Source organism: Alistipes sp. Marseille-P2263 (assembly GCF_018101075.1).
Classification (GTDB): domain Bacteria; phylum Bacteroidota; class Bacteroidia; order Bacteroidales; family Rikenellaceae; genus Alistipes; species Alistipes dispar.
The window spans coordinates 581765-594756 of record NZ_JAGQEJ010000001.1 but is presented as its reverse complement, the minus strand read 5'-3'; the positions used below and the strand labels follow the sequence as shown (position 1 = coordinate 594756).

12 protein-coding genes are annotated in these 12992 nt (G+C 65.3%); 9 read left to right on the top strand and 3 right to left on the bottom strand.

Translation table 11 applies throughout. From position 1 onward, the window contains the following. The first annotated feature begins 121 nt into the window (after window positions 1–121). Genes smpB through KB554_RS02575 form a run of 4 tightly spaced genes read left to right on the top strand, consistent with a single transcriptional unit; the run spans window position 122 to window position 2731 of the window. Window positions 122–586, top strand: coding sequence for an SsrA-binding protein SmpB (smpB, locus tag KB554_RS02590; protein WP_141429414.1), 465 nt, complete (start codon window positions 122–124; stop codon window positions 584–586). After that, window positions 583–1359: an HAD hydrolase family protein gene (locus KB554_RS02585; protein WP_141429416.1), complete on the top strand. Its 777-nt coding sequence runs from the start codon at window positions 583–585 to the stop codon at window positions 1357–1359. The genes smpB and KB554_RS02585 overlap by 4 nt, the downstream gene beginning before the upstream one ends. Window positions 1360–1415: 56 nt before the next feature. Further along, complete coding sequence (tsaB, locus tag KB554_RS02580) at window positions 1416–2123, top strand: tRNA (adenosine(37)-N6)-threonylcarbamoyltransferase complex dimerization subunit type 1 TsaB (protein ID WP_141429418.1); 708 nt, start codon at window positions 1416–1418, stop codon at window positions 2121–2123. After that, window positions 2120–2731 carry a hypothetical protein gene (locus KB554_RS02575; RefSeq protein WP_211034879.1) on the top strand — a complete coding sequence of 204 codons (612 nt, stop codon included), beginning with the start codon at window positions 2120–2122 and terminating at the stop codon, window positions 2729–2731. Before tsaB ends, KB554_RS02575 begins: the two co-directional genes overlap by 4 nt. A gap of 226 nt (window positions 2732–2957) precedes the next feature. Here KB554_RS02575 and rmuC read toward each other — a convergent pair whose 3' ends face one another. Both rmuC and KB554_RS02565 read right to left on the bottom strand, forming a co-directional pair. Next, window positions 2958–4517, bottom strand: coding sequence for a DNA recombination protein RmuC (gene rmuC / locus KB554_RS02570; RefSeq protein ID WP_211034878.1), 1560 nt, complete (start codon window positions 4515–4517; stop codon window positions 2958–2960). A gap of 34 nt (window positions 4518–4551) precedes the next feature. Further along, complete coding sequence (locus KB554_RS02565) at window positions 4552–5766, bottom strand: DUF418 domain-containing protein (RefSeq protein WP_211034877.1); 1215 nt, start codon at window positions 5764–5766, stop codon at window positions 4552–4554. A 261-nt stretch (window positions 5767–6027) separates the two neighbouring features. On the opposite strand from KB554_RS02565, the gene KB554_RS02560 reads away from it, so the two are divergent. From KB554_RS02560 to rpe, 4 genes are all read left to right on the top strand, one after another. Continuing rightward, window positions 6028–7584 (top strand): DUF4836 family protein, encoded by a 1557-nt coding sequence (locus tag KB554_RS02560; protein WP_211034876.1) that lies wholly within the window; start codon window positions 6028–6030, stop codon window positions 7582–7584. A 66-nt stretch (window positions 7585–7650) separates the two neighbouring features. After that, on the top strand, window positions 7651–8301 hold the full coding sequence (locus tag KB554_RS02555; RefSeq protein ID WP_211034875.1) for an ATP-binding cassette domain-containing protein: 651 nt from the start codon (window positions 7651–7653) through the stop codon (window positions 8299–8301). Next, window positions 8298–9497 carry an ABC transporter permease gene (locus KB554_RS02550; RefSeq protein WP_211034874.1) on the top strand — a complete coding sequence of 400 codons (1200 nt, stop codon included), beginning with the start codon at window positions 8298–8300 and terminating at the stop codon, window positions 9495–9497. Before KB554_RS02555 ends, KB554_RS02550 begins: the two co-directional genes overlap by 4 nt. A gap of 23 nt (window positions 9498–9520) precedes the next feature. Continuing rightward, a complete protein-coding gene (gene rpe / locus KB554_RS02545) occupies window positions 9521–10168 on the top strand; it encodes a ribulose-phosphate 3-epimerase (protein ID WP_141429429.1) in 648 nt (215 codons plus the stop codon). A 6-nt stretch (window positions 10169–10174) separates the two neighbouring features. Here rpe and KB554_RS02540 read toward each other — a convergent pair whose 3' ends face one another. Beyond that, window positions 10175–10741, bottom strand: a complete 567-nt coding sequence (locus KB554_RS02540) for an HD domain-containing protein (RefSeq protein ID WP_141429432.1) — start codon at window positions 10739–10741, stop codon at window positions 10175–10177. 183 nt (window positions 10742–10924) lie between these two features. Between KB554_RS02540 and abc-f the strand changes: the two genes are divergently transcribed. Further along, a complete protein-coding gene (abc-f, locus tag KB554_RS02535) occupies window positions 10925–12973 on the top strand; it encodes a ribosomal protection-like ABC-F family protein (protein ID WP_141429434.1) in 2049 nt (682 codons plus the stop codon). Window positions 12974–12992 lie beyond the last annotated feature (19 nt).

Below are 12992 nucleotides of genomic sequence, written 5' to 3'. Positions count from 1 at the left end.
CGTGTGCAAACAGAAAATAAACAGAAAGATGTGTAAAAACATATCGAAGATAAATGAATCAGTTATCTGACCCGATCCCCGCCCGGCAGGGAAAAATGCAATTAACGTACCGTTTTGAACGATGAATGAACAAAAGAAGATAAACGTCCGGAACAAGCGCGCCACGTTCGACTACGAGATTCTCGAGGAGTACACGGCGGGCATCGTGCTGGCCGGGACCGAGATCAAGTCGATCCGTGCGGGCAAGGTGTCGATGGTCGATACGTTCTGTTATTTCGACAAGGGCGAACTTTGGGTGCGGGGCATCAATATCGCCGAGTATGCCTGGGGCACGTGCAACAACCACGCGCCGCGCCGCGACCGGAAGCTGCTGCTCACGGCGCGCGAACTGGAGAAGCTGCGGCGCGCTTCGCAGGACCGCGGACTGACGATCGTGGGGCTGCGCCTGTTCCTGAACGACCGGGGATTGGCCAAGGTCGTCGTCGGGCTGGCGCGCGGCCGCAAGTCGTACGACAAGCGCGAGTACCTGAAGGAGAACGACGCGAAGCGGGAGATGGACAAGGCGATGAAAAATTACAGACGATGATAAAGGCGGTTTTCCTGGACGTGGACGGGACGCTCGTCAGCTTCCGGACACACGAGGTGCCTCGTTCGGCGGTCGGGGCGCTCCGCGCGGCTCATGCGCGCGGGGTGCGGCTCTTCATCGCCACGGGGCGCACGGCCGGCGATCTGGAGCCGCTCGCCGGGATTCCCTACGACGGTGTGGCGGCGCTCAACGGCTCCTGTTGTGTGGCTTCCGACGGCCGTGTGGTGAGCCGCAGCCTGATTCCCCGCGCCGATTTCGAACGGGCCCTGCGCCTGTCCGACGAGCTGGGCTTCGCCCTCGCGCTCGAACTGGATGAAGGCGTCTTCGTCAATCGCATGACCCCGTCCGTGCCGGAGCTGGCGCGCATGGTGGCGCATCCGGTTCCCGAAGTGGCCGACCTGCGGGCGCTCTTCGACCGCGGCGGATGCTGTCAGATGTGTTTCTACCTCGATGCGGAGACCGAGCGGCGGGTGATGCCCGAGTTGCCTTCGCTGGCGGCGAACCGCTGGTGTCCGATCTTCACGGACATAAACGTGCGCGGCGTGGACAAGGCGACGGGCATGCTGTCCTTCGCCCGGGAGTACGGCCTGCGGGCCGACGAGCTGATGGCCGTGGGCGACGGGGGCAACGACGTTCCGATGCTGCGGGCCGCAGGGGCGGGCGTCGCCATGGGCAATGCCTGCGGGGAGGCGGTCTCGGCGGCGGATTTCGTGACCGCCTCGGTCGATGACGACGGCATCCGGAAGGCGCTGGAGCATTTCGGGGTGATTTAAGATGCGGCGGGCATGTTTCCGCCGAGTGTAACGGACTGAAAACGAAACGGAAAGATATGGCATTGATTCTTTGCATCGAGACCGGCACGGATATCTGTTCGGTCGGAATCGCCCGGGACGGCGAACTGCTTTCGCTGCGCGAGAGCGACGAGGGGCGCGACCATGCCCGCAAGGTGGGCGTTTTCGTCGATGAGTTGCTGCGGGAGACGGGCATCGCACCCGACGACCTGGACGCTGTGGCCGTCGGCAAGGGGCCCGGTTCCTATACGGGACTGCGCATCGGCGTCTCGTTCGCCAAGGGGCTTTGTTACGGGCTGCGCAAGCCGCTGCTCTCGGTCGGGTCGCTCGATGCGCTGGCCGAGGTGGCCCGCGAGGATTACGAGGCGGGGATCGTCTCGGTCGGGGAGTGGGAACGGGCGTTTCTCTGCCCGATGGTGGACGCCCGGCGCATGGAGGTCTATGCGCAGGTGTTCGACGCCGAAGGCCGGCCGCAGAGCGGCGTGTCGGCCGAGGTGATCGACGGCGGGAGTTTCGCCTCGTTCCGGTCGCAGGGCCGGCCGTTCGTCATTTTCGGAAGCGGCGCCCGCAAGTGCGCCGGGGTGCTGCCGGACGCCGTTTTCGTCGAGGTGACCCCCTCGGCCCGCGGACTGGCGCGGCTGGCGCAGCGGGTCTTCGACGAGGGGCGCACGGAGGACGTGGCCTATTTCGAGCCCTTCTATCTCAAGGATTTTGTCGTCACGACTCCGAAGAAGAAACTGTTGTGACGCGCGGGGAGCTGGCCGGGCTGCTCATGGGACCTTTCGGGGCGGATACGGCCGACCGGACGGCCCGGAGGGTCTGTGCCGAGGACGGAGACGGGGTTGTCGGGGAGTTGTACCGGCTGGCCACGCAGCCGGACGAGGGATTGCCCCGGCCGTTGCGGCGCAGGGTGCTCTTCCGCGGGGCGTGGGTGCTGGAACGCATCTATTTCGGGGCCCGCGACCGTTTCATGCCCCATGCCGGGAGTTTCTGCCGGAGGGATTTCGCCGCGGCGTCCGATCCGGGCCGGCGGCGGCTCTTCGCGAAGATCATGGCCGACCTGCTCGTGAGGGAGGAGAGGCTTTGCGGCGGGGAGGAGCTGGGGCGCATAGCCGAAGCCGCGATGCAGTGGGCGGTCGATCCGGCGATGCCGGTGTCGGTGAAGGTCTGGACGCTCGGTTTGTTGCGGACGTGCCGCGGCCGGGTCGGATGGGTCGCCGACGCATGGGACGACCTGACGGAGACGCTCGGGCGCGATGCCGCGCCGGGGCTCGCCTGTCGCTTGCGCGGGTGTACGGCCGGTGAAGCGGCCGGGACGGGGGTTGCGCTGCGCTCCCGGAACGGAGGGAAGTGACGACGGGCGGCGGAGAGCGGCCGGTGAACGACCGGGACGAACAGCAGCCGGAATGAAGGGGCCGTTCCCGTCGGAGGATCGGATGAAGCGGTTCGGAGCGTTGGCTCCGGACCGCTTTTTTGTGCGGCCGGATGTGCTTTGCGGGACCGGATGGCTTCTTGCCCGTTGCCCGGGCCCGGTTTTCGCGGTCCGGTCCGGACCCTGCCGGAGGACGGCGGATTCCGGGTTACAGCGCCTCGGAAGCGGACGCCTCGGACGGATCGGCGGCAGCCGGGGTTTCGGACTTGCCGGGAACGGCTGTTTCGGATGTTCCGGCGATGCCGGTGTCGGTCGCATCGGCGCCGGATTGCGGGATGCCGGCCTGCGGTGCGGCGTCCGCTTCGGAGAGCGCTTCCGCCGCGTCGTCGCCGGAGAGTTCGAGCGTGCGGGCCGAATGACGGCGCTTGGTCTGGAGCCGGGCCGTGCGGCGCAGCCGTTCGCCGACGCGGACGATGTTGTCGTTGCCCGTGCAGAGGCGTTTGTAGGCGTCCTCGTAGGCGTCGCGGGCCTTGCCGAGGGCCGTGCCGACCCCTTCGAGCGACGAGGTGAAGGCCACCAGTTGCTCGTAGAGCTTCAGCCCGCAGGCGGCGATTTCCTTCGTGTTCTTGTCCTGGTCGTTGTATTTCCAGAGGTCGGCCACGAGTTTGAGCAGGGCGAAGAGGTTCGTCGGCGACGAGACGATCACCTTCCGTTCGTAGGCATCCGACCAGATGGCCGGGTCGCTCTGCAAGGCCGCGAGGAAGGCCGGTTCGTTGGGGACGAACAGGATAACGAAGTCTGGCGAGTTGAACCGCCGCTGGTACTCCTTGCGCCCCAGTTCGGCGACGTGCTGGCGCACCGAGGCGACATGCGCCGCCAGCGCGCGCCGCCGCTCCTCGTCGGTCGCGGCCGCGGTGTAGGCCACGAAAGCCGTGAGCGACACCTTCGAGTCGATGACGATGTCCTTCTTCTCGGGCAGGTGCAGCACCACGTCGGGCCGCAGGTTGCGTCCCTCCTCGTCCTTGACGTTGTACTGCGTCTCGTAGTGGATGCCTTTGGTCAGGGCCGAGTTGTCGAGGATCGTTTCGAGCAGCATCTCGCCCCAGTCGCCCTGCACCTTCGAGTTGCCTTTGAGTGCCTGCGTGAGGTTCTGCGCCTCGGTCGAAATGTGCTGGTTGAGTTCCATGAGCCGTTTGAGCTCGGCCCGCAGTTCGCCGCGCTGCGAGGTCTGCGTGGTGTAGATCTCCTCGACACGCCGCCGGAAGTCGGTGATGTTGTCCCGGAAGGGTTTGAGCAGCAGGTCGATCGACTCCCGGCTCGTCTGCCGGAAATGCTGCGACTGCTCGCCCAGGATCTCCGTGGCGAGGTTCCTGAACTGCGCGCGGAACCGCTCCTCGGTCGTCTCCCGTTCGGCTTTTTGTGCGGCGTGCTGTTCGGCTATTTTTTCCTGCAGGGCCGTGATTTCGGCCTCCGACGAGGCGCGCAGCGCCGCCAGCTCGGCTTCCGACCGCATCCGCTCCTCCGTGAGGCGGCGTATGCGTTCCTCCTGCTGCCGCTGCGTCTCTCCGGCCGTTCCGGCCGCCTCGGCGGCGGCGGTCAGACGGGCCTCCGCCGCCGCCAGGCGCGCCGCGGCGTCGCGTTCGCGCGCCTCGGATTCGCTGCGGTAGGCCGCATGACGTTGCGAGTCCCTGCGCCACAGCCGCAGCAGCAGGATTGAAAGCGCCGCGAGACCGCAGGCGAGAAACGAAAGCAGGAGTGTCGGGGACATGTTCTTCGGGTGATCTTTTCGGCAAATGTAACGATTAATTCCCGGAAAAACCACTTCCGGCCGGGTTGCGGGGTGTTTGTTTCGCTCCGAGCCAGGTCCAGCGGTGCCAGACGTATTCCAGCGGACCCTGCCGGTGCCCGGACAGCCACCGTTTGCAGAACCGCATCTGCAACAGGAAGATGAGAAGGCCGATCGCCAGACTGGCCGTATAGCCGCAATGCGGTGCGAGGTACAGTCCGAAGGGAAAATAGACGAAGGCTCCCAGGACGGACTGCGCGATGTAGTTCGTCAGGCTCATCCGTCCGTAGAACCGCAGGCCGCCGACGGCTTCGGCGAATTTCCCGTTCCGGTACGACAGGACGAACGAGGCGACGAGGACCAGCGTGAAGGCCAGTTTCTGCCACATGTCGAAGACCGTTCCGACGGTTTGCCGCACGATCGCGTCTCCTTCCATGGCCGTCTGGCGGAGCGTGTACAGCGGAGCGAAGGCGACGGATGCGCAGATCAGTATCCGCACCCAAACGCGGAAGTGCTCCCCGGAGGGCTCGAAAAGCCGCTTCCGGCCGATGTAGCAGCCCAGAAGGAACAGTCCGGCGGTCTGGACGAACCGCCCGGCGTTCACGGCCCACAGCAGGCTGGCTTTCTGGCCCAGGGTGAGGTTGCCCGCGAGGAAGCGTCCGAAATCCCCGGCTTTCGTATATTCGGCCGCTTCCGCATACAGGGCGTCCACTCCGAAGTCGGGCAGCCGGTGCGCCGGGTCCGCCAGCGAGGCGAAGTAATGATACCACTCGACGGGCTGCGACAGGAGCACCACGGCTGCGGCGAGGAGCGCTCCGTCGCTCCAGCGCCGCGTGAGGAAGAGCACCGGACCGACCGCGACGAACAGAAGCAGTACGTCGCCCGCGGGGAAAAAGGCGGCGTTCAGCGCGGCGAATCCGGCCAGCAGCACCAGCCGCCAGAGGAAACGGTAGCCGAAATCCCGTCCCTCTCTCTTCCGGCGGTCGGCCTGGATGTGGAACGTGAAGCCGAACAGCAGGGCGAAAATGGCGTAGGCCTTGCCGGCGAACAGACTGAACACGACGTCGGATACACCCTGGTCCAGCGTGCCGAGCCAGCCTGCGGAGTCGGCGGGATAGACCGGAAAGATGAAGTGTTCCAGGTTGTGTACCAGAAGAATGGCCATTACGGCGAACCCCCGCAGGGCGTCCACCGCTTCGATACGGGATTTGGCGTCGGTGTGCAGTTCCATGAATCGCGTGGCTTCGTTGTGCGGGACGGTGCAAATATACGGAAAAGTCCGGTTCCCCGAGCCTTCGCGGACGGCTCTTTTCCCTTTCCCGCGGCATTCCGGCCGGCGCGCCGCACGAATTGTTTGCGAATGTCCGCGCTTTTTTCTATCTTTGACACTATTAAAAGGACAGACACGCGGCGGAAACCCGCGGGGTTTCGGCCGGAAACGGATCGCCGTGCCGTGTACCGCATTGGAGAAAACCATTTTAATTCGAAAACTATGAAACATTTTTTCACAACCTGTAAGGCGGCCTGCCTCGCGGCGGTCGCGGCTCTGACGGCGGCCTGCGGCAGCGAAGCCGATTACCGCACGGCCCTGCCGGCCGATGCGTTCGTGACGATGTCGTTCAACCCCGCGCAACTGGCGGCCAAGAGCGGCATGGGCGACATGTCGCAGCATCCGCTCTGTCTCCGCATCGAGAAGGAGCTGAACGGCATGGAGGGCCTTTCGGCCGAGGAGAAGGCGTATTGCCTGGCCCTGCTGAAGAATCCGGAGGAGACGGGAATCGACGGCTCGCGCGACGCCTACCTGTTCCTCTCGCCGGAGAATCTGAGCGCCGCGAATCCCGTGGTGCGGGGCGGTATGTTGCTGCCGATCGGCGATCTGACGAAGTTCGAGACGCTGATCGACCGGATCAATACCCGCAGCGGTTCGGAGACCGTGCGCGAAGGGGAGCTTTCGGTGGTCCGCATCGGCGAGCAGGAGGGTGTGAGCGGCCTGTGCGCCTACGACGGGGCGGCCTGCATGCTCTATTTCGCGCAGGATGCCTACGAGGAGACGCTGTCCCGCGTCAAGGGGCTGTTCGCCCAGAAGCGCGAAGAGAGTCTCGTGGGGAACGCCGCCGTGGAGCGGCTTTTCAGCGAGAAGAACGATATCAACGTGGCTGTCTCCTACGGGGTGTTGGTGCAGGAAAATCCGATGCTGGCGTCGCTGCCGATGGCCGGGGCGCTCGAAGGCGTGAAGGCGCTCGGGTCGGTCAATTTCGAGAAGGGCCGCATCGTCGCCGACGGTTCGATGGCCTTCGATTCGAAGGAGGCCGAGGAGGAGCTGGCGTCGTTCTACACCTATGTGAAGCCCCAGAAAGGCTCGCTGCTGAAGTATGCGCCCGCATCGACCGTCGCGGCGCTGGGCTGCGGACTGAACGGTTCGGAACTCTATGCCATGCTTTCGCAGATGCCCGGTTACGGAATGCTGCTCGCCAATCCGATGGTCAAGCAGGTGATGGACGCTTTCGACGGCGACCTGCTGCTGCTCTTCTCGGGAATGCTTCCCGGCGGCAGCTATCCGGTGGCGTCGCTTTTGGCCGAGGTCGGTGATCCGTCGGTCGTGGACCAGTTGGTGGCCAACCTGCCCGGAATGCCGCTCGTGAAGACCGGCGAAGGGGCCTATACGGTGTCGCTGGGAACCCTTTCGGCGTTCTTCGGCGTGAAGGACGGGGTGCTCTATTTCACTACCGACGCGGCGGTGAAGACGGCGCTCGACGGGACGAAGATCGACGCGATGGCCGGATGCGATGAGGTGTTCGCCGGACAGTGGTCGAGTTTCTGTTTCGATTTCAAGGGGCTGAACGCCCTGCTCGGGACCCTGACCGACGTGCGGGCTCCCCAGGCGGCCGTAGGAATGACCCTGCTGGGCATGTTCGACCGGATGGAGGCATGGGGTGCGAAGGACGGCGGCAAGGTCGTGGTCGAGATGGCGGACAAGGAGCGCAATGCGCTGGAGACGATCTGTTCGACGGCGGACGGATTGATCCGCGAGGCCCTGCCACAGGAGTAGCGAACGGCATGCGGAAGCGGCCTCCGGCGACGGAAGGCCGCTTCCCGGCATTATGGACGGAGTGCGATGGAGAAGATCGAATTGAAGGGGGTGCTGCCTGCGGCGTTCGCAGCCGGCGGGCCGGCGGTGCTGCGCTCCGAAATATGGCGGCGCGAGGTGACCTTCCGCCGGGGTGAGTTCTGCCTGGTGGAGGCGGTCTCGGGAGCGGGGAAATCCTCGCTGTGCAGCTTCCTGTACGGCATCCGGGGGGATTATGCGGGTCGCATCCTTTTCGACGGGGTGGATTGCCGCACGCTTTCCCGCGCGGCGTGGGGCGACGTGCGCCGCACGTCGCTGGGCCTGTTGTTCCAGGACCTGCGGCTCTTCGGGGAGCTGACCGTGGCGGAGAACATTGCGCTGAAAAACGACCTGACGCGTTTCCAGACCGCGGAGCGGATCGACGGGCTGCTCGAGGCGGCCGGAATCGCCGACAAGCGCGATACGCCCGTCGGACTGCTTTCGTTCGGCCAGCGGCAGCGCGTGGCCTTCGTCCGCGCCCTGTGCCAGCCTTTCGATTTCATGCTGCTCGACGAGCCGGTGAGCCACCTCGACGCCGCGAACGGCGAGGTGCTCGCGGAGTTGCTCGTGTCCGAGGCCCGGCGGCAGGGGGCGGGCGTCATCGTTACCTCGGTCGGCAACCGTCTCGGACTGCCTTACGATAAAATCTTCGCCCTATGACGTTGCTCTGGAAACTCCTGCGCAGCCACCTGAGCGTGGCGCAGACCCTCGGGTTCGCCCTGGCCGGACTGGTGGGAATGACCGTCGTGCTGACCGCCCTGCAAGCCTACCGCGACGTGCTGCCGGTCTTCGAAGGGCCGGATTCGTTCGCTGAAGGCGACTATCTGGTGCTCTCGAAACGGGTCGGGACCCTGCAGGCCATCGGGATCGGAAACAGCGACTTCACTCCCGAAGAGTTGGAGGAGCTGCGCGCGCAGCCCTTCGTGCGGGAGGTCGGTGTCTTCACGCCGGCCGACTACCGGGTGAAGGGTTCGGTCAGCGCGGGCGGCGTCGGGTTTTCGACCTACCTGTTCTTCGAGTCGGTTCCCGACGGATTTCTCGACGTCGAGACCGACGCGTGGCGCTTCGCGGAGGGCGACCGCGAAATACCCATTGTCATTCCGCGCAACTACCTGAACCTCTATAATTTCGGATTCGCCCGCTCGCAGGGCCTTCCCCAGATTTCCGAGGGGCTGTTCCGCCGGGTGACGCTCGGCGTGGAGATTTCGGGCCGCGGGCGTTCGGAACACTTCCGGGGGCGGATCGTCGGGCTGTCGAACCGGCTCAATACGATTCTCGTGCCGGAGAGTTTCATCCGCTGGTCGAACGAGCGTTTCGGCAGCGGCGCGGCGGCGAAGGGGCCTTCGCGCGTCATTGTGGAGACCGAAGGTCCTGCCGACGAGGCGGTGGCGGCCTACCTCGGCCGGAAGGGGTACGAAGCCGAGGGCGGAGGACCCGACGACGGCCGTGCGGCGCGCTTCGTGCGGCTGGCCGCCGCAGGCGTGGCGGGCGTGGGGCTGGTATTCAGCGTCATGTCGTTCTATATCCTGATGCTGAGTATCTTCCTGCTGTTGCAGAAGAACGGCCGCAAGCTCGAGACGCTCCTGCTCATCGGTTACCGTCCCGCGCGGGTGGCACTGCCGTACGGGCTGCTGACGCTCGGTCTGAATTTTTCGGTGCTGTGCGGTGCGCTGGTCGCCGTGTGGGCGATCCGGATGCGCTACCTGCCGCTGTTGGAGACCATGCAGGAGGGGTACGTGCCGGCCGGTGCGGGCCTTACGGTGTTGTGCGGCGTCGGACTGGCGCTGCTGCTCACGGCGCTGAACGGGGCGGCGATACGCCGGAAGATCGGCGCGCTGGAGCGGATGCGGAAGTGAAAAACGGATAAATTTCGGATGCGATGAGAATAGTAGCTCCTTCGATGCTTTCGGCCGATTTCGGCCATCTGGACCGCGATACGCGTATGGTGGACCGCAGCGCGGCCGAGTGGGTCCATATCGACGTGATGGACGGCGTGTTCGTGCCCAATATCTCGTTCGGGTTCCCCGTGCTGAAGGCGATCCGCCGGGCGACGGCCAAGTGTCTCGACGTGCACCTGATGATCGTCGAGCCGGAACGTTACGTCGCCCGTTTCGCCGAGGCGGGGGCCGACATCGTCACCTTCCATTACGAGGCGGTCTCCGACGTGCGTGCGTGCATCGGGCTGATCCGCGGGGCCGGAGCCCGGGCGGGCGTCTCGATCAAACCCGCCACGCCGGCCGAGGCGCTGCGCGAGGTGCTGCCACTGGTGGACCTGGTGCTGGTGATGAGCGTCGAGCCGGGTTTCGGCGGGCAGTCGTTCATCCCCGGATCGCTCGACAAGATCCGGGCGCTGCGGGCGATGATCCGCGAACAGGGGCTCGGGACGATCGTCGAAGTGGACGGCGGCATCTCGGCACGCAACGCCCGCGAGGTTTTCGATGCGGGGGCCGATGCGCTGGTGGCCGGCAGCGCCGTGTTCGGGGCCGAAGACCCCGAGGCGGAGATCGCGCGGATTCTCGCGGTCTGACCGGGATCAGCGGGCGGGAGGAATGTGCCGTGCGGTCTCTTCGTCGAGCAGGCGGCGCAGTTCGCTCAGCAGCGCATCCCCGCCGAACCACGCGGCGCCGTAGCCGAGGTTGAAGGCGTAGTCGAACCCCTCGGGATTGGCGCCCTGGTTGTGCTGGAGAATCGTTTCGGCCTTGTCGAGCGCCTTGACCCAGCGGGCTTCGGGCGTGCGGCACTCCTCGTACTCCTCCCAAAGCGAACGGATGCGCCGTGCGGCGGCTTCGGGCAGCAGTGCCGTGAGCCGATCGACCGCCGACCGCTCCGTCGCGGCCTTGGCGGCGGGATCGGTCTGCTCGACGGCCGGAATATCCCCCTCGTAAGCCTCTCCCAGGTCGTGAATCAGACACATGCCCAGCACGCGCTCCGAATCCAGCCCGGGTCTTTCGCCGGCCAGCGCGAGGGCCAGCAGCGCCAGCCGCCACGAGTGTTCGGCCGTGCTTTCGTGCCGTCCCTGCGAGGTATGCGCCGAGCGCAGGGTGTCTTTCAGGCGTTCCGCTTCGCGTACGAAGCGCAGGTATCGTTCCGGGTTTTCCATGACAGGAGTTCGTTTCGGGAGGCAAAGATACGATATATCGGATTAAATCGCTACCTTTGCGCTGAATTTCGGCGGCCTGTACGACGGCGGCGTGCCGGAAAGAGGTTTGGAGGAGATGCCGGGGCGGATAGCGGATTCGCCGCACGGGCCCTCCGGATTATGGCATACGAGTTTCACGAATTTATGATTTCTCTCGACAATCTCACGGTGAGCTACGGGGGCTGGACCCTCTTCGACAATATTTCGTTCCTGATAAACCCCAAGGACCGCATCGGCCTGGTGGGGAAGAACGGCGCGGGCAAGACGACGCTGCTGCGTATCATCACGGGCGAGCAGCAGCCCACCTCGGGAGCCGTGACGCTCAACGGCGACTGTACGATCGGTTACCTGCCGCAGACGATGCGCGTGGCCGACACCACGACGCTCGTCGAGGAGACGGCCAAAGCCTTCGGAGAGGTGCTGCGGCTCGAGGCGGAGATCGACGCGCTGACACGCGAGATCGCCGAGCGCACCGACTACGAAAGCGCCGCTTACGAGCAGTTGCTGCACCGGCTCAACGACGCCCAGGACCATTATCACATCCTCGGCGGCGAGACGCGCGACGCCGACATCGAGAAGACGCTGCTCGGCCTGGGATTCAAGCGTTCGGATTTCGGCCGCGCCACGAGCGAGTTCTCGGGGGGCTGGCGCATGCGTATCGAGCTGGCGAAGCTGCTGCTGCGCCGGCCTTCGATCTTCCTGCTCGACGAGCCCACGAACCACCTCGACATCGAGTCGATCCAGTGGCTCGAGGAGTACCTGCGCGGCTACAACGGCGCTGTGCTGCTCATTTCGCACGACCGGGCGTTTCTGGACAACGTGACCAACCGCACGGTGGAGCTGTCGCTCGGGAAGATTTACGACTACAAGGTCTCCTATTCCAAGTACGTCGTGCTGCGCGCCGAACGCCGTGCGCAGCAGTTGGCCGCCTACGAGAACCAGCAGCGGATGATCGAGAAGACCGAGGAGTTCATCGAGAAGTTCCGCTACAAGCCCACGAAGTCGAACCAGGTGCAGTCGCGCATCAAGCAGCTCGAACGCCTCGAACGGCTGGAGGTCGAGGAGGAGGACCTCGCCACGCTCAACATCAAGTTCCCGCCGGCGCCCCGGTCGGGGCAGATCGTCGCCGAGATCCGCGATGCGGGCATGTCGTTCGGCGAAAAGCACGTTTTCAGCGGCGCGAACTTCACGATCGGAAAGGGCGACCGGATCGCGCTGGTGGGCCGCAACGGCGAGGGCAAGACCACGCTGGCGCGGATGCTCGTGGGGCAGCTGACGCCCACCGAAGGGTCGGTCCGCCTCGGGGCCAATGTCAATATCGGCTACTATGCGCAGAACCAGGACGATCTGATGGACGGCGAGTTCACGGTGTACGACACGCTGGACCGCGTGGCCGTGGGCGACATCCGCACACGGCTGCGCGACATCCTCGGGGCGTTCCTTTTCCGCGGCGAGGACATCGACAAGAAGGTGAAGGTCCTCTCGGGCGGCGAGCGGGCGCGGCTGGCGATGGCCCGCATGATGCTCGAACCGCGCAACCTGCTGGTGCTGGACGAGCCGACGAACCACATGGACATGCGCTCGAAAGACATCCTCAAGAACGCCATCATGAAATACGACGGCACGGTGGTCGTCGTGTCGCACGACCGCGAATTTCTCGACGGCATGGTGGAGAAGGTCTATGAGTTCCGCGACGGCGGGGTGAAGGAGTACCTCGGCGGCATCTACTACTTCCTCGAAAAGCGCAAGATCGAGTCGCTGCGGGAGATCGAGCGGCGCGACCCGTCGCCGAAAGGCGCTGCCGCGAAGGGCGCCGCAGGGAACGATTCCGGAGCGGGAAGCGCTGCGGGACGGGGTGCGGCCGGGACGAAGGCCGCCGCGAAATCCGGCCCGGTGAAATCCTCCGCTGCGGAGGAGCCCGCGAAGGCGGTTTCCGCCGGCAAGGCCTCCTACGAACAGCGCAAGGAGCAGGAGAAGCTGCTCCGCAAACTGCGCCGGAACGTGGAGACCATCGAGGCGGAACTGGCCGACATCGAGAAGCGGATCGCGGAGTACGACGCGCGGTTCGCCGCCGCGACGGCCTACGACGAGGCCGACTACAAGGCTTACAACGAACTGAAAACCCGTTACGACCGACAGATGCACGAGTGGGAGAAGGCCTCCTACGAACTGGAGATCACCGAGGGCGAGTGATTCGGCAAACGGCGGCGGA

Coding starts and splice junctions, on each gene's coding strand:
- rpe (WP_141429429.1), top strand. CDS start 9,521: ATGAGAATAGTAGCTCCTTCGATGCTTTCGGCCGATTTCGGCCATCTG.
- KB554_RS02555 (WP_211034875.1), top strand. CDS start 7,651: ATGGAGAAGATCGAATTGAAGGGGGTGCTGCCTGCGGCGTTCGCAGCC.
- tsaB (WP_141429418.1), top strand. CDS start 1,416: ATGGCATTGATTCTTTGCATCGAGACCGGCACGGATATCTGTTCGGTC.
- abc-f (WP_141429434.1), top strand. CDS start 10,925: ATGATTTCTCTCGACAATCTCACGGTGAGCTACGGGGGCTGGACCCTC.
- KB554_RS02540 (WP_141429432.1), bottom strand. CDS start 10,741: ATGGAAAACCCGGAACGATACCTGCGCTTCGTACGCGAAGCGGAACGC.
- rmuC (WP_211034878.1), bottom strand. CDS start 4,517: ATGTCCCCGACACTCCTGCTTTCGTTTCTCGCCTGCGGTCTCGCGGCG.
- KB554_RS02560 (WP_211034876.1), top strand. CDS start 6,028: ATGAAACATTTTTTCACAACCTGTAAGGCGGCCTGCCTCGCGGCGGTC.
- KB554_RS02585 (WP_141429416.1), top strand. CDS start 583: ATGATAAAGGCGGTTTTCCTGGACGTGGACGGGACGCTCGTCAGCTTC.
- KB554_RS02550 (WP_211034874.1), top strand. CDS start 8,298: ATGACGTTGCTCTGGAAACTCCTGCGCAGCCACCTGAGCGTGGCGCAG.
- smpB (WP_141429414.1), top strand. CDS start 122: ATGAATGAACAAAAGAAGATAAACGTCCGGAACAAGCGCGCCACGTTC.
- KB554_RS02565 (WP_211034877.1), bottom strand. CDS start 5,766: ATGGAACTGCACACCGACGCCAAATCCCGTATCGAAGCGGTGGACGCC.